General features: G+C 71.7%; 23 protein-coding genes and 1 pseudogene. 11 read left to right on the plus strand and 13 right to left on the minus strand.

Features of this window, described 5'->3' with window-relative positions; genetic code table 11:
* Positions 1-139 precede the first annotated feature (139 nt).
* The 7 genes from ccsB to AVL62_RS00110 form a co-directional block, all read right to left on the minus strand.
* Positions 140-1,150 carry a c-type cytochrome biogenesis protein CcsB gene (ccsB, locus tag AVL62_RS00080; RefSeq protein ID WP_058889657.1) on the minus strand — a complete coding sequence of 337 codons (1,011 nt, stop codon included), beginning with the start codon at positions 1,148-1,150 and terminating at the stop codon, positions 140-142.
* On the minus strand, positions 1,147-2,787 hold the full coding sequence (resB, locus tag AVL62_RS00085; RefSeq protein ID WP_153011579.1) for a cytochrome c biogenesis protein ResB: 1,641 nt from the start codon (positions 2,785-2,787) through the stop codon (positions 1,147-1,149). The genes ccsB and resB overlap by 4 nt, the downstream gene beginning before the upstream one ends.
* 1 nt (position 2,788) lies before the next feature.
* Complete coding sequence (locus tag AVL62_RS00090; RefSeq protein ID WP_058889658.1) at positions 2,789-3,535, minus strand: cytochrome c biogenesis CcdA family protein; 747 nt, start codon at positions 3,533-3,535, stop codon at positions 2,789-2,791.
* The gene (locus AVL62_RS00095) at positions 3,532-4,131 is read right to left on the minus strand and encodes a TlpA family protein disulfide reductase (RefSeq protein WP_235585442.1); all 600 of its coding nucleotides are present in this window, start codon (positions 4,129-4,131) and stop codon (positions 3,532-3,534) included. Before AVL62_RS00095 ends, AVL62_RS00090 begins: the two co-directional genes overlap by 4 nt.
* A 161-nt stretch (positions 4,132-4,292) precedes the next feature.
* Complete coding sequence (locus AVL62_RS00100; RefSeq protein WP_058889660.1) at positions 4,293-4,880, minus strand: CueP family metal-binding protein; 588 nt, start codon at positions 4,878-4,880, stop codon at positions 4,293-4,295.
* A 113-nt stretch (positions 4,881-4,993) separates the two neighbouring features.
* Positions 4,994-5,635: a DUF305 domain-containing protein gene (locus AVL62_RS00105; RefSeq protein ID WP_058889661.1), complete on the minus strand. Its 642-nt coding sequence runs from the start codon at positions 5,633-5,635 to the stop codon at positions 4,994-4,996.
* A gap of 319 nt (positions 5,636-5,954) precedes the next feature.
* Positions 5,955-6,728: a prolipoprotein diacylglyceryl transferase gene (locus AVL62_RS00110; RefSeq protein ID WP_058889662.1), complete on the minus strand. Its 774-nt coding sequence runs from the start codon at positions 6,726-6,728 to the stop codon at positions 5,955-5,957.
* Positions 6,729-7,038: 310 nt separating this feature from the next.
* Here AVL62_RS00110 and AVL62_RS00115 point away from each other — a divergent pair, with 310 nt between their 5' ends.
* Together AVL62_RS00115 and AVL62_RS16790 are read left to right on the plus strand one after the other, a co-directional pair.
* Positions 7,039-7,374, plus strand: coding sequence for a heavy-metal-associated domain-containing protein (locus AVL62_RS00115; RefSeq protein WP_058889663.1), 336 nt, complete (start codon positions 7,039-7,041; stop codon positions 7,372-7,374).
* Between the two features lie 142 nt (positions 7,375-7,516).
* Positions 7,517-7,780: pseudogene (locus AVL62_RS16790) on the plus strand (type II glyceraldehyde-3-phosphate dehydrogenase); the annotation flags it as partial.
* Positions 7,781-7,826: 46 nt separating this feature from the next.
* Here the strand turns inward: AVL62_RS16790 and AVL62_RS00125 are convergent.
* Positions 7,827-8,555 (minus strand): ABC1 kinase family protein, encoded by a 729-nt coding sequence (locus AVL62_RS00125; protein WP_058889665.1) that lies wholly within the window; start codon positions 8,553-8,555, stop codon positions 7,827-7,829.
* A 467-nt stretch (positions 8,556-9,022) separates the two neighbouring features.
* Between AVL62_RS00125 and AVL62_RS17425 the strand changes: the two genes are divergently transcribed.
* The 4 genes from AVL62_RS17425 to AVL62_RS00145 all read left to right on the plus strand — a co-directional run bounded on the left by AVL62_RS17425 (position 9,023) and on the right by AVL62_RS00145 (position 12,515).
* Positions 9,023-9,319, plus strand: coding sequence for a hypothetical protein (locus AVL62_RS17425; protein WP_134773251.1), 297 nt, complete (start codon positions 9,023-9,025; stop codon positions 9,317-9,319).
* A gap of 191 nt (positions 9,320-9,510) precedes the next feature.
* Entirely contained in the window at positions 9,511-9,822 is a 312-nt protein-coding gene (locus AVL62_RS00135) for a metal-sensitive transcriptional regulator (protein ID WP_058889667.1), read from the plus strand.
* 36 nt (positions 9,823-9,858) lie between these two features.
* On the plus strand, positions 9,859-10,194 hold the full coding sequence (locus tag AVL62_RS00140) for a heavy metal-associated domain-containing protein (protein ID WP_327281024.1): 336 nt from the start codon (positions 9,859-9,861) through the stop codon (positions 10,192-10,194).
* Between the two features lie 98 nt (positions 10,195-10,292).
* Positions 10,293-12,515 (plus strand): heavy metal translocating P-type ATPase, encoded by a 2,223-nt coding sequence (locus tag AVL62_RS00145; protein ID WP_058889696.1) that lies wholly within the window; start codon positions 10,293-10,295, stop codon positions 12,513-12,515.
* A 261-nt stretch (positions 12,516-12,776) separates the two neighbouring features.
* Here AVL62_RS00145 and AVL62_RS00150 read toward each other — a convergent pair whose 3' ends face one another.
* The 5 genes from AVL62_RS00150 to AVL62_RS00170 all read right to left on the minus strand — a co-directional run bounded on the left by AVL62_RS00150 (position 12,777) and on the right by AVL62_RS00170 (position 17,352).
* Positions 12,777-13,766, minus strand: a complete 990-nt coding sequence (locus AVL62_RS00150) for a metallophosphoesterase family protein (RefSeq protein WP_058889668.1) — start codon at positions 13,764-13,766, stop codon at positions 12,777-12,779.
* Positions 13,763-14,398: a hypothetical protein gene (locus AVL62_RS00155; protein WP_058889669.1), complete on the minus strand. Its 636-nt coding sequence runs from the start codon at positions 14,396-14,398 to the stop codon at positions 13,763-13,765. The genes AVL62_RS00150 and AVL62_RS00155 overlap by 4 nt, the downstream gene beginning before the upstream one ends.
* Positions 14,399-14,554: 156 nt before the next feature.
* Positions 14,555-15,304: a C40 family peptidase gene (locus tag AVL62_RS17615; protein WP_058889670.1), complete on the minus strand. Its 750-nt coding sequence runs from the start codon at positions 15,302-15,304 to the stop codon at positions 14,555-14,557.
* Positions 15,305-15,475: 171 nt separating this feature from the next.
* The gene (locus AVL62_RS00165; RefSeq protein WP_058889671.1) at positions 15,476-16,633 is read right to left on the minus strand and encodes a sensor histidine kinase; all 1,158 of its coding nucleotides are present in this window, start codon (positions 16,631-16,633) and stop codon (positions 15,476-15,478) included.
* Positions 16,630-17,352 carry a response regulator transcription factor gene (locus AVL62_RS00170; protein WP_058889672.1) on the minus strand — a complete coding sequence of 241 codons (723 nt, stop codon included), beginning with the start codon at positions 17,350-17,352 and terminating at the stop codon, positions 16,630-16,632. The genes AVL62_RS00165 and AVL62_RS00170 overlap by 4 nt, the downstream gene beginning before the upstream one ends.
* A gap of 150 nt (positions 17,353-17,502) precedes the next feature.
* On the opposite strand from AVL62_RS00170, the gene AVL62_RS00175 reads away from it, so the two are divergent.
* The 5 genes from AVL62_RS00175 (at position 17,503) to AVL62_RS00195 (ending at position 23,354) form a co-directional block, all read left to right on the plus strand.
* Positions 17,503-17,730: an SHOCT domain-containing protein gene (locus AVL62_RS00175; RefSeq protein WP_058889673.1), complete on the plus strand. Its 228-nt coding sequence runs from the start codon at positions 17,503-17,505 to the stop codon at positions 17,728-17,730.
* Between the two features lie 28 nt (positions 17,731-17,758).
* A complete protein-coding gene (locus AVL62_RS00180) occupies positions 17,759-19,255 on the plus strand; it encodes a multicopper oxidase family protein (protein ID WP_058889674.1) in 1,497 nt (498 codons plus the stop codon).
* Positions 19,252-20,109, plus strand: coding sequence for a F510_1955 family glycosylhydrolase (locus AVL62_RS00185; RefSeq protein WP_058889675.1), 858 nt, complete (start codon positions 19,252-19,254; stop codon positions 20,107-20,109). Before AVL62_RS00180 ends, AVL62_RS00185 begins: the two co-directional genes overlap by 4 nt.
* Positions 20,110-20,137: 28 nt before the next feature.
* Positions 20,138-20,428: a hypothetical protein gene (locus tag AVL62_RS17435; protein WP_058889676.1), complete on the plus strand. Its 291-nt coding sequence runs from the start codon at positions 20,138-20,140 to the stop codon at positions 20,426-20,428.
* A 166-nt stretch (positions 20,429-20,594) separates the two neighbouring features.
* Complete coding sequence (locus AVL62_RS00195; protein WP_058889677.1) at positions 20,595-23,354, plus strand: heavy metal translocating P-type ATPase; 2,760 nt, start codon at positions 20,595-20,597, stop codon at positions 23,352-23,354.
* The last annotated feature ends 32 nt before the right edge of the window (positions 23,355-23,386 follow it).

Genomic DNA, 23,386 nt, shown 5'->3' on the forward strand with positions numbered 1-23,386 from the left:
CCCTTGCTCGCGGGCCACGCACCCCTATCGCGGAAGGGCCGCGGGGTGCCCTGTGCCAATCGTTAGGCGCCTCTCCTGTCCGGCGCCGTACCCAAGCACGAAGGAACCCCAGGCGAGGCGGTCCCCCCGGATGGCGCGCCTACGCCACGCCGGAGTAGGAGTGGAGGCCGGTGATGAGCAGGTTGACCACGGTGTAGTTGATGATGACGCAGAGCATGCCGGTGAGCGCGACGTAGGTGGCTTGCCGCTTGGTCCAGCTGCTGGTGGCGCGCGAGTGCAGGTAGGCGGCGTACACGACCCAGATGACGAAGGTCCAGACCTCCTTGGGGTCCCAGCCCCAGTAGCGGCCCCAGGCGACCTCGGCCCAGATGGCGCCGGTGATGAGGGTGAAGGTCCACAGCGGGAAGGCGAAGATGTGCATCCCGTAGGTCATCGCCTCCAGCTTTTCGGCCTGGGGCAGCGCGGCCAGCCAGCCGCGGACCCGGCTCTTGCGCTCGGCCGCGTCCCGGAGCAGGTAGGTGACCGCGAGCGCGGCGCCGATGACGAACAGCGCGACCGACAGGGTGGCCAGGGTGACGTGGATGGTCAGCCACATGGTGTTGTCGAGGGCGGGCATCAGCTGGGAGGCCTCGGTGTACCAGATCTTGCCTGCGACGAGCACCACCATGACGGGCAGCACCACGAAGGGGCCGAGCCAGAGCCGGTCCTGCTTCAGGCTCCAGGTGCAGAAGACGACGAGGGCGAAGGACGCGGCGACGATCGCGAACTCGTACATGTTGCCCAGGGGCCAGCGCTGCACCGACAGCCCGCGCATCAGGGTGCCCGCGAGCACTGCGAAGGTGGCCAGCCAGGTCAGCTGCATCCCCAGGACGCCCCAGCGGCGGGTGACGCCGGCCGGGTGGTCGACAGCCGGTGGCTCGAGCGCGGCGGAGGTCGGCGCGGCGTCGGGGAAGGTCGTCGACCCCTCCGTGCCGGTGCCCGTGCGCACGAGCAGGGCGGTCGGCTGGGGGACCGTGTCGTCGGACCGGCCCTGGCGGGCGGCTCCGGTGACCGCCAGGTGCGCGGAGAAGGAGATGAGAGCCAGGGCCAGCACGGCCAGGCCGGCCCAGATGGCGATGTCGCTGGCCAGCGCCAGCTGCGGGTCGGTCATGGGGTGTCCTCGTCGTTTCCTCGGGTGGGCGGCTGGGGTGGCGGAGCGGTGATCCGCTCGAGGACGTCGTCGACGACGCCCTGCAGGGCAGGGTCGGTGCCTTTGGGCAGCCCGCCGACCGTCACCACGACCTGATCGCGGGCGGCCGGTCCGGGAGTGGCGGGGTCGATGCGGACGTAGATCCGGCGGTGGCGAACACCGAGCATCAGGGCCAGCCCGGCGGCGGCGGTCAGTGCGAGAGCGAGTGCCGGCATCCGACCCGGGTCGTGCCGGACCAGCAGCCCGGCCCATCGGATGACGCCCTCGAGCTCCACGGTGGTTCCGTCGGGCAGCTCGAAGTACTCCCCGGGGCGTAGGAGCATCGCGACCGGGGCACCGTCGGCGTCGGTGATCTGGCTCATCTGCTCGGTGTCGATGGTGAAGACCGACTGGGGCCGGCCGTCGGCGAACAGGTCGCCCTCGAACGCGGTCAGCGCCAGGCCCGGGTCGGCCAGCCCCGGGAAGGAGGAGGTCATGCCGAGCTCGGGGTCGAGCCGGAGGGTGGGCAGGAAGCCACCGACCAGCCCGAGCCCGGGGTCGCGACCGGTGACCTTGATGGCTCCTTCGCTGGCGTAGTTGTTGTCCTGGGGCAGGAACGTCACGGCCTCGGAGTACAGGACCTGCCCGTCCGGGTCGCGGACGGTCACCACGGGCGCGTAGCCGTTGCCGAGCAGGAAGATGGAGTCTCCTCCGACGGAGACGGGATGGTTGACCGCGAACTGCTGCTGCTCGGGGGTCCGTCCGGGGATGTCGACGGTAGCGAGGCCGTCGAAGCGGCGGGGCTGGCCGAACTGGGCACCCTCGGCCTGGGTCTCGAATGCCACGTCGAGCCGGTCGAGCTGCACGGTGAAGGTCGGGATGTCGTCGGTGCTGGCCAGGGGTCCGAGGTTGAGGGTGTCGAAGCTGGCCGGTCCGGCGGTCCACGACTGGCCTTCCTTGATGATGATCTCGCCCCGCCAGCCGAGCAGGTGCCCGGCGGCGAACGCGACGATCACCCCCAGCATGGCGAGGTGGAAGAGCAGGTTGCCGGTCTCCTTCAGGTATCCCTTCTCGCCGGTGACGGACCGGTCACCGGCCCCGGCCGGGCTCAGCCGGTACCCCTTGGCGGTCAGGACGTCCCGGGCCGCTGCCAGAACGGTCTCCGGGGCGCCGGGAACGGTGGCCTCGGCCACGGCGGGCAGCCGGCTCAGGCGCCGTGGTGCCCGTGGTGGCCGGGACCGCAGGGCCCGGGCGTGCTGCGCGGTCCGCGGGACGATGCAGCCGACGAGGCTGATCATCAGGAGCAGGTAGATCGAGGCGAACCACGGGGAGGAGAAGACGTCGAAGAGGAACAGCCGGTCCAGCCAGGGGGCCAGGCCCGGGTGGTCCTCGACGAAGGCCCGTACCCGGACCGGGTCGACCGAACGCTGCGGGAACAGCGAGCCGGGGATGGCGGCGAGGGCGAGCAGCAGCAGCAGCAGGATCGCGGTGCGCATGCTGGTCAGCTGGCGCCAGCCCCAGCGGACCCACCCCAGCGGGCCCAGGCGTGGTCCGCCCATGGTGGTGCGGTCCTTGGGGTAGGCCGGCTCGATCCGCTGCGGCGCCTGGGTGTCGGGCACCTCAGATCACCGTGGTGAAGTTGCCGGTGAGCCGGGTCTGCACCCAGGCCATCGCCTCGGCCCAGACACCGAGGACCATGAGCACGCCCAGCAGGATCAGCAGGACCCCGCCGGCCCGCTGCACGAGCAGGTAGTGCCCGCGCAGCCAGCGCGAGCCACGACTGACCGACCCCATGCCGGCCGCGACCAGGACGAACGGCAGCCCCAGCCCGACGCAGTACGCCACGGCGAGCAGGACCGCCCGGCCGAGCGCGCCGTCACCGGGCAGGATCGAGGTGCTCAGGGTCTGGATCGCGGCGAGCGCGGGCCCGGTGCAGGCGGAGAAGCCCAGCCCGAAGACGACGCCCAGCAGAGGAGCGCCGGCCAGCCCGGACGCCGGGCGCCAGCGCACGGAGAAGCGGGGGGAGACCTGCAGCAGCATGACCAGACCCAGCCCGGCGACGATGAGGCCGCCCACGCGCAGCAGCAGGCCCTGGTTGGCGGCCAGGACCATCCCGAGGGAGGAGATCACCACGCTCATCGCGATGAACACGACGGAGAACCCGGCCACGAACAGTCCTGAGCCGACGACGGGGCGCCACCGGGGCGGGGCCGGGGTCCGGGGGGCGCCGCCGCTCATGCCGGAGAGGTAGCCGATGTAGCCGGGGACCAGCGGCAGCACGCACGGGCTGGCGAAGGACACGAGGCCGGCCAGGGCCGCGATCGCGGCGGCCAGCAGCAGGGGGCCGGTGAGCACGACCTCACTCATCGCCGGCCTTCGCTGTCGAGCACGTCGTCGACCAGGCCGCGCAGGGTGGTGGCGTCGACCGCGCCGCTGACCCGCGCGGCGACCCGTCCCTGCCCGTCCAGGATGATCGTGGAGGGCGTGGCGACCGCCAGCCCGCCCAGCTGGGCGCGGGTGCGCCCGCCGTCGTCCTGCAGGGAGGGGTAGGGGATGCCGTGCCTCTCCTGGAAGGCCAGGGCGCTGGGCACGGAGTCGCGGGAGTTGACGCCGACGAACTGCACCGGCTCACCGGCCTGCTCCAGGTCGGAGGCGACCCGGACCAGGTCCGGTGTCTCCTCGATGCACGGGGCGCACCAGGACCCCCACACGTTGATGACGACCACCTCGCCGTTGTGGTCCGCGGCGGACCACGGGTCCCCCTCGAGCGTGGTGCCCTCCAGCGCCAGCACGCTCCGGCGCTGCTCTGGTGCCAGGGACTCGATGGTGCCGTCGCCGGCCACGTAGCCCTTCTGGTCGCCCTGGCGCATCTGCTCGGAGATGCTTGAGCCGGACTGGCCGCAGGCGGCGAGCAGCAGGGCAGCGGCCGCCACCAGGGCGGCCATCCGCGAGGTCCGTCCCACCGGTGCTCCTCCTTCCCGCGTGGGCAGCCCGGGCACTGCCGAAGGCGTCGCCTCGCCGGTCCCGGCACGCGTGGAGGTCGTTGTCCGGCGCGGGGTTGTGCTGCTCCCCGGGAGGAGCCTGAGGGAACCCGGGTGGCGGTGCTGCCTGCTCATGGTGCCGCCTACCGCAGCTTCAGGGTGGTCAGGCAGGTGGGGGCGTCCGCTCCGGTGGTGATCGGCGTGCTGGCCGTGCGGCCCTCGTGCTCGACCGTGAGGGTGGCCGCCAGGTCGGCCGGGAGCCAGAGCCCGGCGAACCCGTTGTCCTGGGTCCGCACGGTCTGGTCGACCAGGACGGTGCCGTCCGGCTCGCTGACCACCCGGAGGGTGACGTCCTGGTTCGCGAGCTCACCACGGCAGGTGGTGAGGCTGTGGAAGTGGCATTCGTGGGTCTGGTCCAGGTAGGGGGCCACCGAGAGATAGAACGTGTCCTCGGGCAGCGGCAGCCGGGCCTCGCGTCCTTCGCCGTCGGAGAGCAGCACCGCCTCGGGCTGCACCGAGGCGATCAGCCCTGACTGACGCCCGGACACCGGGGTCGCCTCCAGCCGGTCGATGACCTCCCGCGCGTCCAGGCCCGGCAAGCCGTGCGCGGTCAACAGATCCTGCTGGCCCTCGACCGTCGGCGTGGTGGTCGCGGGGGTGCACCCGCTGAGGACCAGCAGGGTCAGGAGTACACCGGCGAGCGGCGGGAGAAGGGATGCTCGAGAACGCATGCGGGCCACCGTAACAACCCCTACCGGGTAGGGGTATGAGGGGTCTGGCCCGGCCGGGGCGGGGCGAGAGGTGTGGTCGCGGTTCCGGTGGCTGTCGTTGCCTGAAACGGAGGTCACAGGTTCTGCAGCAGCTGCTCCATCGCGGCGATCTCGGCCTCCTGGTCGGCGATGATCTTCTCGGCGAGCTCCAGCGCCTGCGGGTTGCGCCCGTCCTCCAGTTCAGCCTGTGCCATCTCGACGGCACCTCGGTGGTGGGCGATCATGAGCTCCAGGAAGCGTCGGTCGAAGTCGGTCCCGGAGAGGGTCTGAAGCTCGGCCATGGCCTCCTGCTGGTTCATCCCGTCCATCTCCATGCTGCCCATGTCCATGTCGCCGTGGTCCATGCCACCGGTCCCGCCCGCGGGGGTGCTCTCCTCGCCCCAGGCGCTGAGCCACGACTTCATCTTCTCGATCTCCGGGCCCTGGGCCGCGGAGATGTCCTCGCCGAGGGCACGCACCTCCTCCGAGCCGGCCTGCTGCACCGCGAGGTCGGCCATCTCGATGGCGCCCTCGTGGTGCACGATCATCATCTGCGCGAAGGTGGTGTCGGCGTCGTTGTGCGCCTCGTCGGTGGCCGTCTGCGTGGTGGCGGGGGCGCCGCCCCCGCCGGCCGTGCCGGATGGCGTGCCGGAGTCCTCGGCGCTCTCACCGCACCCGGCGAGGACGAGGGCCAGGGTGGCGATGGCAGCAGGGAGCAGGGTCTTGGGGCGGTTCATCAGGAGCCTCCGTGTGTGGGCGGGTGACCGTCGCTCCCGACGCCGCCGTGGACGAGGGTTGGGCGGACGGTCCTTTCCCTCCGACGCTAACCGCCGGTGGAAGTGCGGCGAGACCGCAACGGGCCGGGCTCGGGACATCTCCATCAAGTCTCCACAGTTCCTCGGTCTCGCGCACGGACAGGCCCGGGGACCTGCGTGCCGGGCAGCCTCGACGAGCCTGAGCAACGGTCGCCGTGTGCGCGTGAGGGGTCGAGGTGTGTGACACGGAACGCCCGGTATGGTGCCCGGATCGTCACACAACCCCCGCCGTCCCTGAGGGTCACGCGGTCTGGGGAACCACGTGGTCCTGCGGCTGTCCGCCGGGGGGCTGCAGCCGCCCGGTGCCCAGGACCAGCGCCCCGCCGACGGCGACGCTGACCAGCGCCCAGAGCTGGGGCTGGGTCAGACCTGCGAGGACCGGGTCGTTGATGCGGACGAACTCCACCGACAGGCGCGCCAGGCCGGACAGGACCAGGTAGGCGCCGAACACCTGGACGGGGGCCCACCGGCGCCCGAGGTAGGCGAGGACCGCGACGATGAGGACAGCGGCGGCGGCCTCGTAGAGGGGGGTCGGGTGCACCGGGACGTCGGTGGGGACGACGCCGTTCGGGAACGCCATGCCCCAGGGCAGGTCCGTGGGGCGGCCGTAGGTCCCGTCCCCCGAAAGGAGGCATCCCAGGCGCCCGATCGCGTAGGCGACGGTGAGAGGGACCGCGACGGCCCCGGCGACGATGCCGCCGGGCAGCTGGTGGCGTCGGATGACGACGAGGGCGGCCGCGGTGCCGCCGAGGAGCCCGCCGTACCACGTGAAGCCCATGCCGCCCAGGTCGTGGAGGCTGATCGAGGGGAGCTGCTCGAGGAGGTAGTAGATCTTCGCGCCGACGAAGCCCCAGACGGTGGACCACAGCACCAGGGCATGTGCGGAGTCCTTGCTCAGGCCCCGTCGCTCGAAGGCCCGGCCGAGCAACCACGCCGCGACCAGCGCAGCTGCCGCCTTGCTGAGGCCGTAGGTCTGCACGTCGAAGCCGAGGATGGTGAACAGCACCGGACGCATCGTGTCTTCTCCCGTCGTGGTCAAACGAAGCTGTGAGCCGCGCGTCTTCACCGGTGGCCACCGCGCTTTCGACGCCATCATCACCGGGTTACACGGAGGTGGGCGGGGCTTTCGGTCGAGATTTGATGAAGACGCACCGCAGGCAGGTGGCGCGAGAAGAAGGTCTGGTCCACCGCGACCGGCGGGCGGTACCGGGATGCCGTGATCGAGGCTCCATCGAATCTCCACCGTCGCGGTGCCGGACCCCGACCATCCTGTGGTTGGTGGCAGTCAACTGGTACCCCCCCACGGGGGTAGGCGGAGGTGGACGATGGCGGTGACACGGACCTACCGGGTCTGGGGACTGACCTGCGGTGCCTGCCTGGCCGTGGTCCTGGACGCCGTGCGTTCCCTGCCGGGCGTGCGGTCGGCGGCGGTGGACCTTGTCCGCGAGGGCGGGTCCCGGCTCGTCATCACCGCGACGAGGGAACCGCAGGTCGAGACCATCCGTGCCGCGGTGGAGCTAGGAGGGTTCGTCCTGGGCCGGTCCAGAGCCGGACGGGCCGGCTCCGGCTCGTCACCGGGAACCGGCACGGTGAACGGCCAGCCGGCCCTGACCGCCAACGGTCCTGTCGCGACCATGGTCCCCGACGCGGCGTATGCCTGATGGTTCGCGAGCCTGAGGTGGCAGCCACCAGGGCGGTCGTGCCGACGCCTGGGCCGCAGGAGCCCTGCCGTTCGCGACGGGGCGGGGGCGTCACAGGTGCCGACCGAGTTCGAAGACCGAGAAGACAAGAACGGAGACACAGATGAACGTCCAGGTTGCCGTCAACGGTTACGGCGTGATCGGGAAGCGGGTCGCAGACGCGGTGCGGGACATGCCGGACATGGACCTGGTCGGCGTCGCCGACATCGCCACCGACTGGCACGTGCGCACCGCCGCCGGCCTGGGAATCCCGGTGTTCGCCGCGACCCAGGAGACACGCGCCGCGATGCGCAGTGCCGGGGTGGAGGTGGCCGGCACCCTGGATGAGCTGCTGGCCCAGGCCGATGTCGTGGTGGACACCACCCCCAAGAAGGTCGCCGCCACCAACCTGGAGGTCTACCGCTCTGCCGGGGTCAGGGCCGTGTTCCACGCAGGAGGGGAACGAGCAGGGCGATCAGGTGCTCGCGAAGGGCGTCGTCGAGCTCGCCCACCATGCCGAAGTCGATCACCGCCAGACTGCCGTCGGGTGCGACGAAGAAGTTGCCCGGGTGCGGGTCGGCATGGAAGAAGCCGTCCTCGAAGACCATCTGGCACAGCACCCCGGTGGCCCGCGCCGCAAGCTCCCGGCGGTCGATGCCGGCCACGTCGAGGGCCGCCACGTCGTCGATCTTCAGGCCGTGGACGCGTTGCAGGGTCAGGACCCGGGAGGTCGTCGTCTCCCAGAACACCGCCGGGAACTGCACGCGGGGGTCGTCGGCGAAGCTGGCGGCGAACCGCTCGGCGTTGTGGGCCTCCGTGAGGTAGTCCAGCTCGGCGAGCAGCGTCGTGGAGAAGTCGTGCGCGATGCCGACCACGTCGTAGCCGCGGGCCACCTCTGAGTGGCGGGCCGCGGTGACCGCGAGGTTCTGCAGGATCTCCAGGTCGGCTCGAACCGTCTCCACCGCCCCCGGCCGGCGGACCTTGACCACCACCTCCGTGCCGGCGAGGCTCGCGGCGTGCGCCTGCCCGATCGACGCGCTGGCCAGCGGCTCATGGTCGAAGCGGTCGAACACCCCCGGGTCGCCCACCTCCTCGGTGAGCGCCTCCAGGATCACGTTGGCCGGCACGGCCGCCGTGTCGTCCTGCAGCTTGGCCAGCTCCACGGTGTACTCGGAGGGAGCAGGTCGGAGCGGGTCGACAGGAGCTGGCAGAGCTTGACGAACGTGGGACCGAGCTGCTCCAGAGCCAGCCGCAGGTGTTCCGGCTGGGTGTACGTGCGCCCCTGCTGGTGCCCGGGAAGGCCTCGGCGGAAAGGAAAACGCCCCTGCAGCCCCATGGCCCCGATGGTGAACCCGAACCCGTGGACCGACAGGGTCTCCACGATCTCTCGGGACCGGTCCCGTCGCGAACCCACCGGTCACCTCCACGGACGTCCTTCTGGTCGCACCTCTGATCGAGGAGAGGCCCAGCCTACAGACGGGCGAGGAGCGGGGCCTGATCTTCATCAGATCACCACAGAAGAGCCGCCTCGTCCCCGGGTTCGAGAGGGACCCTGAAGGTGTCAAGAGAATGCGCTGTAGCAGCGAGCACACCTGAGCGCGAACGCGCAGGGTTGCGGAAAGAAGGAACCATGATGAACCACAGCGGTGCCGGTCACCTCAAGGGAATGGCCCTGCTCGTCGCAGGAGTGTTCGTCGTCCTGCTGCTGCTCGGCAGGGCACCGGGGGAGGCCCTGCTCCTCGCCGCCGTGCTGTCCTGCCCACTGATGATGGTGCTGATGATGGTCGGCGGCCACGGCGGCCACGGCGGCCACGGCGGTCACGCGGAGCACGGTCCGCAGGACCACGCCGACGACGCGTACCCGCTGGACCAGACGACGCCAGCCGGCGCGCGTCCGGGCACCGAAACCGGACGGCGCACGCACTGACACGCCTACCGCTGACAGGGGTGCGTGCACGGCGACCGGTGGGCGCGCAGCCTTGTCGACGAGCTGCCACCGCTCGCCCGCAGACTGGCGTCCTGCGTCACGGCCTGTGTCCTGTGCGGAAGCTCGCGGTTGTGTCCCGGAATGAACCCCCGGGGGGTATAGTTGTCCCGTAGCGGAAGGAGGTGCCCACCATGGCGTTCGAGGAGACGACCGCGGGCCCGGCAGGTCCCGGGTACGTGAACAACAAGGACGCCCAGCTCAACCGGCTGCGCCGGATCGAGGGTCAGGTCCGCGGGCTGCAGCGGATGGTGGACGCCGACTCGTACTGCATCGACATCCTCACCCAGGTCTCCGCGGCCACGAAAGCGCTCGAGGCGGTGGCCCTCGGCTTGCTCGAGGACCACCTGCGCCACTGCCTCGCGCACGCGAGCAACGACCCGGCACAGCTGGACCAGAAGGTGACCGAGGCCTCCGCGGCCGTCGCCCGGCTCATCCGCTCCTGATCAGACCCAACCCGCAACGACCGAGAGAAGAACCACATGGACACCGCAAGCACCCCCAGTACCCAGCTGCCGATGGCTCAGGCCGGCGGGTGCGCCTGCTGCGCAGCACCCGAGACCAGCCAGGCCACCACCACCGTCCAGGAGGACACGATGAACACCCAGACCTTCGCCGTCACCGGTATGACCTGTGGTCACTGCGCCAGCGCCGTGACCAGCGAGCTGCAGGGCCTGCCCGGCGTCACCGACGTCACCGTCGACCTGGTCGCCGGCGGCACGTCCACGGTCACGGTCGCCAGCGACGCTCCGCTGGCTGAGTCCGACGTCGCAGCCGCCCTCGACGAGGCCGGCGACTACCAGCTCGCCAGCAGTTGAGCACCCCTGCGGCCAACGGGCAGGAAGGAACAGGAGTGGCCACCCAGGTAGGGACGTCGGCCGAGCAGACGCGCGATGTCGAGCTGCTGGTCGGGGGGATGACGTGCGCATCCTGCGCCAGCCGCATCGAGAAGAAGCTGAACAAGCTGCCCGGCGTCACGGCCACCGTGAACTACGCCACCGAGAAGGCCAAGGTCAGCTTCGGTGGAGATGTCGAACCGGCCGACCTGCTCGCCACGGTGGAGGCGGCCGGGTACACCGCCTCCCTTCCGGCCCCGGCCCCTGCGAGGTCCGACGAGGATCAGGCGCCAGGGGCCGGGGACGGTGAGGCCGACGCCTGGCGCCAGCGGCTGCTGGTCTCGGGCGCGTTGACCGTGCCGGTGGTGCTGATGTCGATGGTCCCGGCGCTGCAGTTCGACAACTGGCAGTGGGTGTCCCTGACCCTGGCCTCCCCGGTCGTGGTGTGGGGCGCGCTGCCGTTCCACCGCGCGGCCTGGACCAACGCCCGCCACGGCGCCGCGACGATGGACACCCTGATCTCGGTGGGGGTGACCGCGGCCTACCTGTGGTCGCTGTGGGCGCTGCTGTTCACCCACGCCGGCACGACCGGGATGCGGATGCCGTTCGAGCTGCTGCCCAGCCGCTCTGGCGGCGAGGCGCACATCTACCTGGAGGTCGCGGCCGCGGTCACCACCTTCATCGTCGCCGGCCGCTACCTCGAGGCCCGCGCGAAGCGGGCCTCCGGTGCGGCGCTGCGGGCCTTGCTGGACCTGGGCGCCAAGGAGGTGGCCGTGCTGCGGGACGGCCCGGGCGGGCCCGTGGAGTCGCGGGTGCCGGTCGCCTCCCTCGCGGTCGGCGACCGGTTCGTCGTCCGGCCGGGTGAGAAGATCGCGACGGACGGTGCCGTGGTCAGCGGCACCTCGGCGGTCGACGCCTCCATGCTCACGGGTGAGTCGGTCCCGGTCGAGGTCGGCCCGGACGACAGCGTCGCCGGAGCCACCGTCAACGTTGGCGGGCGGCTGGTCGTCCGGGCCACCCGCGTCGGCTCCGACACGCTGCTGGCGCAGATGGCGCGCCTGGTCGAGGATGCCCAGAACGGCAAGGCCGAGGTGCAGCGCCTGGCCGACCGCATCTCCGCGGTGTTCGTGCCGATCGTGATCGGGCTGTCCCTGGCCACCCTGGTCGCCTGGCTGGTGGCCGGTGCCTCCGCGGCCGCGGCGTTCACCGCCGCCGTGGCCGTGCTGATCATCGCCTGCCCGTGCGCCCTGGGGTTGGCGACGCCCACGGCGCTGCTCGTCGGCACCGGCCGCGGCGCCCAGCTGGCAATCCTCATCAAGGGCCCCCAGATCCTGGAGTCCACCCGCCGGGTCGACACCGTGGTGCTGGACAAGACCGGCACGGTCACCACCGGCCGGATGGGCGTCCTCGGCGTCCACCCCGCTGACGGCGAGTCCGTCGAGGAGGTTCTGGCGCTGGCAGGCGCCTTGGAGGACGCCTCGGAGCACCCCATCGGCCGGGCGGTCGCTGACCACGCCCGGGCCGCCGGGCAGCACCTGGCCCCGGTGCACGACTTCGCCGCGCACGGCGGCAACGGCGTCTCCGGCGTCGTCGAGGGCCGGGGGGTCCTGGCAGGCCGCCGCTCCTGGTTGGCCACCGAGTGGGCGCTGAGCATGCCGGCGGACCTCCTCGAGGCCGCCGAACGGGCCGAGGCCGAGGGGCGCACCCCCGTCTGGGTCGCCTGGGACGGCCAGGTCCGCGCGGTGGTCGTCGTGGCCGACACGATCAAGGATACCTCGACGCAGGCGATCACCGAGCTGCGCCAGCTCGGGCTGCGACCGGTGCTGCTGACCGGCGACAACACCCGGGCGGCCCAGGCCGTGGCGCACGCGGTCGGCATCGCGCCCGGTGACGTGGTCGCCGAGGTGCTGCCGGCCGACAAGGTCGCCGCGGTCAGACGCCTGCAGGACCAGGGCGCGACCGTGGCCATGGTCGGCGACGGGGTCAACGACGCCGCCGCCTTGGCCCAGGCCGACCTGGGACTGGCGATGGGCACGGGCACCGACGCCGCCATCGAGGCCTCCGACCTGACCCTGGTCACCGGTGACCTGCGCGCCGCCGCTGACGCCATCCGCCTGGCCCGGGCCACCCTGCGCACCATCAAGGGCAACCTCTTCTGGGCGTTCGCGTACAACGTCGCAGCCCTGCCGCTCGCGGCGGCCGGCCTGCTCAACCCCCTCATCGCCGGCGCCGCGATGGCGTTCAGCTCGGTGTTTGTGGTCACCAACAGCCTGCGACTACGCCGTTTCGACCCCAGCCGCTGAACCGGGTCGCGACGCGGACACCGGAAGCCGCCCGGCGGACGTGAACTGTGGCGAAGTGATCGCGTCTGCCTCCTCACCGCCATGTGGTTGTGGGTAGGTCATGTCCGTCAGGACGTCTGCCTTGAACCGCCCCGTACCGCCCGGTCTGTCACCCAGCCCTCGCCATCGCGAATGAGCGTGACGCCGGGCGCACACGGCTCTCGTCCTGCTCTCGGCGAGAAGTTCACGCATGTGTCCGTTCGCCGGCGCGTGGCGCCGCGCTCAGGGTCCTGACGTCGCGAGTGGACCGGCGGTGCGGTCCGGGTCGCCGCCGGACGCGAGGAGCGGGCGGGTCGTCACGCCGAGCGCGGGACCGCAGGTGCGCCCTTCCGGCGGATCGGGCTGTATCCGCCGGCCGTCGATCACGGTGATCTGATCGTATTGCGGTCGACCGGAGGCGAGGTTGCGGTAGCTGTACCGGGTGATGCTCATGATCGAGCAGTCCTCGGCGAATCTCAGGACGTCGAAGCTGTAGGGGTGACCCTGCAGCTCACCGGCCGTCTCGGGTTCTTCGTCGTCCGCCGTCCGTGCCTGCTCGGTGAGCGGGGGCAGCCGGAACTGGTTCACGAGACCACCTCCGGTGAACGAGCTGACCTGGATGTGGCCGCGCTCCAGGAGGGGGCTATGCATGTGGCCGCTGAGCCTCGCCGCCCCGGCCTCGACGCGGCGCGCGGAGTAGGGCTGGTGGGCGATGACCAGGTCCGTCGGCTGCAGGCCCTCGGTCACCCCGCGAAAGCGCGCCGCGAGCTGTTCCTGCGCCGCACCGAAGTCCGCGCTTCGCTCGTTGTAGTAACGAGCGTCGTTGAAGCCGCTGACGGAGACGCCGTTGGCCTCGACACGCACGAACTGTCCGGCTGTCGGCTCGACCGGCAGCACGTTCGGTACACGCGACACACGCCGCAGCACCGACTCATCCCCCGGGGAGGCGGCATCGTGGTTGCCGCGCACGTAGATGTAAGGCACACCAAGGCTCTCGATCCCTTCGTAGATGCCGGTGAGTACACCCTCCCGCGGCTGCCCGAAATTGAGGAGGTCCCCCAGGTCGATGACCGCGTCGACGCGCTCCCTGGCCACCACCTGACGCATGAGCGGGTACTGGTTCATCCCGTGCACGTCGCTGACGAGCAGGAACGTGGCCGCGACCGTACCTTGGCCGCTGGTCGGCGTGAACTCCTGCCGCAGGGCGTCCGAGAGGGCCAGCAGGTTGCTCACGTAGATCGCGCGCCCTGGTCGGCCCGCCCCGCCAGGTCGGCCAGCACACCGGCGTTGGTCTGTACCAGCGACAGCAGCGACGTTGTCCGGAACGCCGTGACGTTGTCTGAGCGGTACGCCAGGTATGCCGCCGCGCCCGGCCCGACGAGGGCCACCATGGTGGCGGTCGCCGCGGCGGCGGCGACCGTGGCCATGTGGTGGGGCCGCGCTACGGCGTAGGTGAGCAGGACGAGCAGGGAGCTCAGGAGCGCCCCCAGCGCGTAGGTCCACGCCACCTGGCGTACACCACCGTCGATCGCTTCGCGCAGTTCCTCTCGCCCGGGCTGCAGGCGGGCGGTGTCGACTCGCCGCCCGGGCAGCAGCTCGGTGACCTCCTGGCGCACCGAGGGACGCGCCCTGAGGCCGGGTGCTGGCAGCGGGCCGTCAAAGGTCAGGACGACGTCGCCGACGACCATCGGCAGCCTCGCGGTGGAGTCCAGCGCGGGCGTCAGCGAGAGGTCAGCCGCGAAGTAGTCCGTCTGCGTGTGAACCGGCCATAGTTGCGTCGCCGTCACGCCGCCCAGGAACGCGACAGCCGCGAGCAATGACAAGGCCAGTGCGCGCCCCACGCTGGCGAGCACGCTGGTCGGCATGCGCGGCCGTCGCTCAGGGGTCGTCATGGACGAGACACCCACCACCGGCGGTGGCGGGCCGGGAACTGGCGCCAGGGCGCGAACTGCCTGACGTCGGCTCGCGGAAGTCGTCCGGGGGCACGTGCAGCGAGCAGGTGCCCCCGGACCCCGTGAGGGTCAGCCGATGCGGCCATACCAGACGTTGTCGGACAGCAGAGGGCCGTAGCGGACGTCGGTGCTGGGGTTGAGGGCTTCGTAGGTCATGCCGTTGCCGGCGTAGATACCGACGTGGTACCAGTCGTTGTAGAAGATGAGGTCGCCGGGCTGAGGGTCGGACACGGGGGTGACGGCGGCCTTCTGCCCGGCGACCGTGCGGGGGATGTCGATGCCGGCCTGCTTGAACACCCACCAGGTGTAGGCGGAGCAGTCGAATGCCTGGGGCGGGGTGCCGTAGAGCACATAGGGGTAGCCGACGTAGCTCGCCGCGATATCGAACAGCGAGCCACCCGCGGGGGTCGGCGCGGCCTGCTGGGTCGGTGCCGGCGCGGCGGGAGTTTCCAGCTGGGCACCGGCGGCCGGCTCCGGCTGCGGAGCGGGCGCGGCCTGCTGCGGCTGGGGGTCCTCCATGGGCTGCTCGGTAGGTGGCGCCGGCGCCACCGGAGCGGCCGGCGCAACGGGCGGGTGCTCGTGCTCGTCCACGATGGTAGTGCCGGTGAAGGAGGAGTGCCCGAGCATCGTCTCGACCGGTTCTGCGTGGTCGGGGGCGCTGCGGGCGATACTGCGGTCGGCGGCCGGCTGGGCCCGCAACTCTGCCAGGGACTGTCCGCCCAGCCGTTGCAGTGCCGGGTCGCGATCGCCGACCATCAGGGCGGCGGCGCCGGTACGGGGGAGCGTGCTGGGCGCACGGTGCTTGCCGGTGGACTTCATGGAACCTCCGGGGTCGTGCAGGACGACCTGGTCAGGGACAGGGATCAGGGACAGGGGTGTCCCGCTGCTCGCCGTGGGACACGGGTGCGGCGCGAGCAGCGGGTTCTACGCTGAGCGCTCGACCTTGAGGTCCGGGACTGCTTGTGTTGAGATCTGATGGAGATGCGGGGCTCAGGCGGTGGGGGAGAGGTCCTCGCCCCGGTGGGTCCGCGCGGCGGCCGGAAGGGTCACGCTGAAGGCGGCACCCTGCCCCGGCCCGTCGCTGGTCGCGGTGATGGATCCGCAGTGGGCGTCGACGAGGGCCTTGCTGATGGTCAGCCCGATGCCGGAGCCCGAGCGGTCACGGTCGCGTGCGCTGTCGCCCCGGTAGAACCGTTCGAAGACGTGGGGCAGCTGGGCGGCGGGGATCCCTTCACCGTCGTCACGGACGGTGAGCACCACCTCGGGACCGTCGCGGCGGGCAGCCAGGGACACGGTGCCGCCGGCGGGCGTGTGCCGCAGCGCGTTGCTGAGCAGGTTGGTGAGCACCTGGCCGACCCGGTTGGGGTCGACCTCGACGACTGCCTCGAGTGCGCGGGAGGTCTCCAGCTGCAGGTTCACGCCCTTGGCCGCGTAGGGCTCGCGCAGGGCGTCGGCCGCGGCGGAGAACAGCTCGGCCACCCGGAGCGGGCGGCGGTCGAGGAGGAGGCGTCCTTCCTCGGCCTTGGACACCTCGTCGATGTCGTCGGCCAGCCGCGCCAGGCGGGCGGTCTGCTCGGCCAGCACGGCCCTGGCCTCCGGTCCCAGGTCGATGACCCCGTCGGCAAGGCCCTCGTGATAGGCCGCCAGGGTCGCGATCGGGGTGCGCAGCTCGTGCGCGAGGTCGGACAGCAGGCGCCGGCGGGTGTCCTCGACACCTTGCAGGCGGTCGGCCATCACGTTGAAGGCGGCGGCGAGCGTGTCCAGCTCGGTGCCGGAGCCGGCGATGGCCACCCTCACGGCGTAGTGGCCCCGAGCCAGTTCGCGGGCGGCGTGCGTCAGCTCGGCCAGCGGTCGGCGCAGGAGCCGGGCCAGGACCCAGGTGACGGCACCGGCCGCCACGACGGAGATGAGCAGTCCCCAGCCCAGGGAGATCAGCGAGGCGTCCCGGTACGCCAGCTCGATGTGAACGAGCTCGGGGGAGTCGGCGGGGCGACCGGTCTGCAGCAGGTGGTCGTGGAAGATGCGCGGGCCGACCACCGCGGCGACCAGGCCGACCGTCAGGGCACCGGCGAGCAGCACGATCGTCTGGCCGATGAGCAGCCGGGTCGCCAGCCCTTGGTGCATCGCCGGTCGGCGGGGCCCGCTCATCCCTGACCCATGCGGTAGCCGACCCCACGCACGGTGGTGATATACCGGGCCGTCTCCGGGTCGTCGCCGAGCTTGCGGCGCAGATGGGCGATGTGGCTGTCGACCAGGTGCTCGTCCCCGACCCAGCCGCCGCCCCACACCTCCTCGATCAGCTGGCGCCGGGAGAAGGCGCTGCGGGGCCGGGAGGCCAGGGTGATGAGCAGGTCCCGTTGGATCGGGGTCAGGTCGACCCGTTCACCGGCCAGGTGAACCTCGAGGCCGGCCGAGTCGATGTGCAGGTCGCCGAAGACCCAGACCGGCTCGTGGGCGTAGGCGCGGGCCGCGGAACCGGTGCGGGGGCGGCGCAGCACGGCCTGCACGCGCGCGACGAGCTCGCGCACGCTGAACGGCTTGGTCACGTAGTCGTCGGCGCCCACGGACAGGCCGATGAGCCGGTCGACCTCGTCGGTGCGGGCCGTGACGACCAGGATGTAGCAGTCGGAGAAGGTCCGGATCTGCCGGCACACCTCGATGCCGTCCAGCCCCGGCAGGCCGAGGTCGAGCACGACGACGTCGGGGCTGTGCTCGCGCACCGCGGCCAGCGCGTCCGGTCCGGTGTGGACCACGGTCGTCTCGTACCCGGCCTTGAACAGATAGGCCGCGACCATGCCGGCCAGGGCGCGCTCGTCCTCGACGACCAGGACCCGGGCGGCCGGGTCGGGGTTGCTTGCAGGTGCCATGCCCGCATCCTCCCGCACCGGCCACCGGCACCCGACGCCCCGGGGCCCTGAGGGGCGAGAACTCCACCAAACCTCCATTAACTGCGCGCCGCGCGCCAACCACCGCGGTCAAGACTGTCGGCTAGTGACAACCGGAGGCGGGAGGTCGACATGCTGACGCACAGCATGGGCTGGGGCATGTGGCTCCTGATGGGTGTGAGCACGGTCGCGTTCTGGGCCCTCGTGCTCCTCGTCGTACGGGCGCTGCTGAACGTGCCGCCGGCCGCCTCCCCGGACCCTGCCGGACCCGTCCTGCTGCTGCAGGAGCGCCTGTCCAGGGGAGAGCTCACCCCGGAGCAGTACGAGCAGCACCGTCGCCTCCTGGTCGACGGCCGCTGAGACGTCCCGACCCTTCCTGGAAGGAACCATGACCCGCCCCTCACGACGCCAGCTCATCATTGCCGGCCTTGGCCTGGGCGCCTCGGCGACCCTGGCCGCCTGCTCCGGGGACGCCTCGGCCACCTCGCGCCCGGCTGCCTCCTTCCCACGTCCCGAGCCCGTGGCCCCCTCGCCGGGACAGTCCGTGGCGAGCGCCCGCCTGACCGCTGCTCCGGTCACCCTGAACCTGGGCGGCAGGACGGTGCAGACGTGGGCCTACGGGGACACCGCCCCGGGCGCGACGTTGCGGGCGACCGCCGGGGACCTGCTGCGGGTCACCCTGGACAACCAGCTGCCCGCCGACACCACCGTCCACTGGCACGGTGTCCGGCTGCGGCCGCAGGCCGACGGCGTGCCCGGCCTGACGCAGGACCCGGTCGGGACGGGGAAGAGCTTCCTGTACGAGTTCACCGCGCCCGACCCGGGCACCTACTTCTTCCACCCCCACGTCGGCACCCAGCTCGACCGCGGCCTGTACGCGCCCCTGATCATCGACGACCCGGCCGAGCCCGGCGACTACGACCTGGAATGGGTCGTGGTCCTGGACGACTGGATCGACGGCACCGGCACCACCCCCGACGAGGTGCTGGAGCAGCTGGTCGCCGACGGCGCTTCCGGCACCGCCGGCATGGACCACGGGGCGATGACCGGCATGGACCACGGCTCGATGTCAGCAGGACAGGACGGGGCCCCCTGGGGCACCGACACCGGTGACGTGAGCTACCCCCACTACCTCATCAACGACAGACTGCCCACCGACCCGACGGTCCTGCAGGGCAGGGCCGGGCAGCGGGTGCGGCTGCGCGTCATCAGCGCCGCCTCGGACACCATCTTCGCCGTGGCCCTGGGCGGGCACCGCATGACCCTGACCCACACCGACGGCTGGCCGGTCAGGCCGCAGCAGACCGACGCCTTCTACATCGGCATGGGGGAGCGCTACGACGCGGTCGTCACCCTGGAGCCGGGTGTCTTCCCGCTCGTGGCTCGCCCGGTCGGCCGGAGCACCGGCGGGCAGGGGCTGGCGGTGGTGCGCACCGCCACCGGCGCCGTGCCCGCGGCCGACGTGAGCCCGGGCGAGCTGGACGGGAACGTCCTGACCGCCTCGCAGCTGGAGCCGGACGACGCCGCCCGGCTCCCCGCCAAGGGCCCCGACCTCACCGCGGCGCTGACGCTCGGAGGGTCGATGGCGCCCTACCTCTGGACGATCAACGGCGCCCCGTACGGGCAGAACGAGCCGCTGCGGGTGGCGCCCGGGCAGCGCCTGCGGCTGAACGCGTCGAACATGACGATGATGCCGCACCCGCTGCACCTGCACGGGCACACCTTCGCCCTGCCCAACGGGCTGCGCAAGGACACCCTGCTCATGGCTCCCATGGAGTCCGTGGCGCTCGACCTCGACGCCGACAACCCCGGCGACTGGCTGATCCACTGCCACAACACCTACCACGCCGAGGCCGGGATGATGATCGACCTGAGGTACACATGAGCACCCGCGCGCGGCGCCCGCACCGGGGTCTGGCGGCGGTGGCGGCCGCGGCCCTCGGCCTCGCTCTCGCGGGGTGCGCCCCGACCGCCGACCAAGACTCTTCGGAGACAGGCGCGGGCATCGCGATCACCCACATCCACGCCGCCGTCCGCGACCCGGGCAGCGGCGACCTGTTGCTCGCGACGCACCAGGGCCTCTTCCGTCAGGACGGCGCCGACCTGGTGGCCGTCGGCCCGGTCATGGACCTGATGAGTTTCACCGTCGACGCCGACGGCACCTACTACGCCTCTGGCCACCCCGGCCTGCAGGCGGACCTGCCCGAGCCGCTCGGGCTGATCACCTCCGCAGACCAGGGCACGACCTGGACCGTGGCCTCCCGCGGAGGCGAGTCGGACTTCCATGCCCTGACCGCCTCCGGCAGCACGGTGGCAGGCTACGACGGGACGTTGCGCACCTCCTCCGACCGGCGCACCTGGCGGCAACGCCCGATCGCCGCGCCGCCACGCGCGCTGGCCGCCTCCCCGGACGGGACGCTGCTGGCCACCACGTCGGCAGGGCTGCTGCGCAGCACCGACGACGGTGCCACCTGGAGCACCCTGACACCGCCGGAACCGGCGGTCCTGGTGGCCTGGGCCGACACGAGCACCGTGGTGGCCCTGACCACCGGCGGCAGGATCGCCACGAGCACCGACGCGGGAAAGAGCTGGACCCTGGGAGCGACCGTGCTCGGCGAGGCCGGGGCGCTGTCCGCCGGGCGCACCAGCGAGGGGTCCCTGGAGGTGATCGCCGTGGTCGGCGACACCGTGATCCGCACCCTGGACGAGGGCGCCACCACCGAGGTCCTCGTGGGGTAACCACGCAACATGACGAAGGAGCAGCACCATGAGACACCACGACCACCCCGGCACCGCATACCCGGCCCCACCCGGCCCAGACCCCCAGGACCAGCCGCCGCCACCACTGCCGCTGCCCCCGACGGACCGTCCCCGCCAGCGGCACCAGCACGGCTGGCTGATGTGGCTCATGTGCCTGCCGATGCTCGCCCTGGTCGGGGTCCTGCTCCTCACCGGCGCGGTGGGCGCCGGAGGCGTCCTCTACGCCCTGGCCTGCGTGGGGATGATGGCGGCCATGATGCTGTGGATGAACCACGGAGGCGGGCCGAGGGACCGTTGAGCGGCTGCACGGCAGGCGCCACATTGCCTGTCCGATCGTGCACCGCCATCGAATCTCCACCGTCCGACCACCGGACGGACAGACGGACCGCTGTATCGTCGAGATACCCCCCGAGGGTATGGATGCCGGCGGGGGGCTGTAGGAGCCCGAGAGAGGAAGCACGATCATGGATGTCCTGCTGACAGTGGCCACGGCGGCGGTGCTGACGGTCTTGACCGGCTGGTACTTCTTCGGCCCCAAGAAGTCCCGGCGCGCCGAGCTGGAGGGGGGACGCCAGGTCGTCACGGTGACCGTGAAGGGCGGCTACAGTCCCGACCTGGTCGAGGTCGTCCAGGGCGTGCCCGTCCGCCTGGTCTTCGACCGGCAGGAGAGCGGCGACTGCTCCTCCCGGGTGGTCCTTCCCGACTTCCGGGTCAACGAGATGCTCCCGGCGTACGCCAGCACCACCGTGGACTTCACCCCCCAGCAGACCGGAGACTTCGGGTTCGCCTGCGGGATGAACATGCTCCACGGCACGGTGAGGGTGGTGGCCGGTGACGCAGCCGAGCCGGGGGGTGAGGCGGCCGCGCCCCCTCGCATTGAGGGGGTACCAGAGCCGGCCGCCACCGCGGCTGGGCCGGCGACCGGGTCAGGCGCCGGGCAGGGCGACGACGCGGAAGCGGCCGAGCGGGCCGCGGAGATCGCCGACCTGCGCCGGCGGGTGATCATCGGCACGGTCCTGAGCCTGCCCCTGGTCTTCGCGGTGATGGCGCACGAGGTCTTCGGCGCCACCTGGGTGCCGGACCTGCTGATGAACCGCTGGTTCCAGCTGGCCCTGGTCACGCCCATCTTCTTCTACACGGGTTGGCCGATCCATCGCACCGGCTGGCTGGCCCTGTCCCACCGCACCGCCGAGATGAACTCGCTGATCACGCTGGGCACCATCGCCGCGTACGGGTACAGCCTCGTGGTCACCTTCGTCCCGTGGGTGCTGCCCGACATCGCCCAGGAGGTCTACTACGAGGCCGTCGCCGTCATCATCACGCTCATCCTGCTGGGCCGGCTGATCGAGACCAAGGCCAAGGCCGGCACCGGCGAGGCGATCCGGGCGCTGATGGGCCTGCAGCCGCGGACCGCGCGGGTGGTCCGCGCAGGACAGGAGGTGGAGGTCGGAATCGAGGAGGTCGTCGGCGGCGACGTCGTGGTGGTCCGCCCCGGGGAGAAGCTGCCGGTGGACGGGCAGGTGCTTCAGGGCTCCTCCGCGGTGGATGAGTCGATGGTCACCGGTGAGCCGATCCCGGTCACCAAGACGGTCGGCGACACGGTCATCGGCGCCACGATCAACCAGACGGGTGCGTTCCGGTACACGGCCACCAAGGTCGGCGCCGAGACGATGCTCGCCCAGATCATCCAGCTCGTGCGCCAGGCGCAGGGGTCCAAGGCGCCGATCCAGCGGGTGGTCGACAAGGTCTCCAGCTACTTCGTGCCGGCCGTGATCATGATCGCGATCTGGACCTTCGCCGTCTGGTCGCTCGTCGGCCCGCCGCCGGCCCTGATCTTCGCCCTGGTCGCGACGGTGTCGGTGCTGATCATCGCCTGCCCGTGCGCGCTGGGCCTGGCCACGCCCATGTCGATCACCGTCGGCACCGGCAAGGGCGCCACGAACGGCATCCTGATCCGCTCGGCCGAGGCGCTGGAGAGCGCGCACAAGCTCGACACCGTGGTGCTCGACAAGACGGGCACCATCACCAAGGGCGCCCCCTCGTTGACCGACGTGCTGCCGGCTCAGGGATTCTCACCCCAGGACCTCCTCACCCTGGTCGCCGCCGTCGAGGCATCCTCCGAGCACCCGCTGGCCACCGCCATCGTGACCGGGGCCAAGGAGCGCGGGCTGAGCCTGCCCGAGGCGACCGCCTTCGACTCCATCACCGGCCAGGGCGTGCGCGCGCTGGTAGGCGGCCGGGAGGTGCTGGTCGGCAACGACCGGCTCCTGTCCGCCGCGAGCATCGACGCGGCCGCGCTGCAGACCGACCTGCGACGGCTGGCCCAGGAGGGCAAGACCCCGATGCTGGTCGCGGTCGACGGTCAGGCCGCGGGCGTCATCGGCGTGGCCGACACCGTCAAGGACGGCTCCGTCGAGGCCATCGCGGCCCTGCAGGAGCGCGGCCTCGAGGTCGTCATGATGACCGGTGACAACCGCGACACCGCGGCCGCCATCGCCCGTGCCGTCGGCATCACGCGGGTGCTGGCCGAGGTCATGCCCGAGCACAAGGCCGCCGAGGTCAAGCGTCTGCAGGCGGAGGGCAACGTCGTGGGGATGGTCGGCGACGGCATCAACGACGCCCCGGCGCTGGCCCAGGCGGACGTCGGCTCGGCCATCGGCACCGGGACCGACGTGGCCATCGAGTCCAGCGACATCACCCTCATCTCGGGCAGCCTCGCCGGGCTGGTCACCGCCATCGACCTGTCGAAGGCCACCATGCGGAACATCCGGCAGAACCTGGTCTTCGCCTTCGGCTACAACGCCGTCGGCATCCCGATCGCCGCCGGCGTGCTCTACCCCACCCTCGGGCTGCTGCTCAGCCCGATCATCGCCGCCGCGGCCATGGCCCTCTCCTCGCTGTCCGTGGTCGCCAACGCCAACCGGCTGCGGAGCTTCACGCCCAGAGAGCTCCCCGCCGTCACGCACGTCCCGGCCACCGACCCGGTGGTCGAGCTCGGACACGACCCCACCCAGGAGGACACCATGACCCATCACGAGCAGCACCACGGGCACCAGCGCGAGACCACCGTCACCGACCCGGTGTGCGGCATGAGCATCGACCCGGCCACGGCCGCGGCCACCCGCGAGCACGGCGGCACCACGTTCCACTTCTGCTCCGGGCACTGCGCCACGACCTTCGACGCCGACCCTCACCGGTACGGGCACCCCAGCCCGACACCCTGACCCAAGCCTGGGCCAGGACCGACAGGAGCGGC

This window comes from Serinicoccus chungangensis (assembly GCF_001483745.1).
Classification (GTDB): domain Bacteria; phylum Actinomycetota; class Actinomycetes; order Actinomycetales; family Dermatophilaceae; genus Ornithinicoccus; species Ornithinicoccus chungangensis_A.

Excerpts from the sequence above, each read along its gene's own strand:
- AVL62_RS17435 (WP_058889676.1), top strand. The coding sequence starts at position 20,138 with ATGAGACACCACGACCACCCCGGCACCGCATACCCGGCCCCACCCGGC.
- AVL62_RS00115 (WP_058889663.1), top strand. The coding sequence starts at position 7,039 with ATGGCGGTGACACGGACCTACCGGGTCTGGGGACTGACCTGCGGTGCC.
- AVL62_RS00185 (WP_058889675.1), top strand. The coding sequence starts at position 19,252 with ATGAGCACCCGCGCGCGGCGCCCGCACCGGGGTCTGGCGGCGGTGGCG.
- AVL62_RS00105 (WP_058889661.1), bottom strand. The coding sequence starts at position 5,635 with ATGAACCGCCCCAAGACCCTGCTCCCTGCTGCCATCGCCACCCTGGCC.
- AVL62_RS00180 (WP_058889674.1), top strand. The coding sequence starts at position 17,759 with ATGACCCGCCCCTCACGACGCCAGCTCATCATTGCCGGCCTTGGCCTG.
- AVL62_RS00100 (WP_058889660.1), bottom strand. The coding sequence starts at position 4,880 with ATGCGTTCTCGAGCATCCCTTCTCCCGCCGCTCGCCGGTGTACTCCTG.
- AVL62_RS00145 (WP_058889696.1), top strand. The coding sequence starts at position 10,293 with ATGACGTGCGCATCCTGCGCCAGCCGCATCGAGAAGAAGCTGAACAAG.
- AVL62_RS17615 (WP_058889670.1), bottom strand. The coding sequence starts at position 15,304 with ATGAAGTCCACCGGCAAGCACCGTGCGCCCAGCACGCTCCCCCGTACC.
- AVL62_RS00175 (WP_058889673.1), top strand. The coding sequence starts at position 17,503 with ATGCTGACGCACAGCATGGGCTGGGGCATGTGGCTCCTGATGGGTGTG.
- AVL62_RS00135 (WP_058889667.1), top strand. The coding sequence starts at position 9,511 with ATGGCGTTCGAGGAGACGACCGCGGGCCCGGCAGGTCCCGGGTACGTG.
- AVL62_RS00155 (WP_058889669.1), bottom strand. The coding sequence starts at position 14,398 with ATGCCGACCAGCGTGCTCGCCAGCGTGGGGCGCGCACTGGCCTTGTCA.
- AVL62_RS00195 (WP_058889677.1), top strand. The coding sequence starts at position 20,595 with ATGGATGTCCTGCTGACAGTGGCCACGGCGGCGGTGCTGACGGTCTTG.
- AVL62_RS00090 (WP_058889658.1), bottom strand. The coding sequence starts at position 3,535 with ATGAGTGAGGTCGTGCTCACCGGCCCCCTGCTGCTGGCCGCCGCGATC.
- AVL62_RS00170 (WP_058889672.1), bottom strand. The coding sequence starts at position 17,352 with ATGGCACCTGCAAGCAACCCCGACCCGGCCGCCCGGGTCCTGGTCGTC.
- ccsB (WP_058889657.1), bottom strand. The coding sequence starts at position 1,150 with ATGACCGACCCGCAGCTGGCGCTGGCCAGCGACATCGCCATCTGGGCC.
- AVL62_RS00140 (WP_327281024.1), top strand. The coding sequence starts at position 9,859 with ATGGACACCGCAAGCACCCCCAGTACCCAGCTGCCGATGGCTCAGGCC.
- AVL62_RS00165 (WP_058889671.1), bottom strand. The coding sequence starts at position 16,633 with ATGAGCGGGCCCCGCCGACCGGCGATGCACCAAGGGCTGGCGACCCGG.
- AVL62_RS17425 (WP_134773251.1), top strand. The coding sequence starts at position 9,023 with ATGATGAACCACAGCGGTGCCGGTCACCTCAAGGGAATGGCCCTGCTC.
- AVL62_RS00110 (WP_058889662.1), bottom strand. The coding sequence starts at position 6,728 with ATGCGTCCGGTGCTGTTCACCATCCTCGGCTTCGACGTGCAGACCTAC.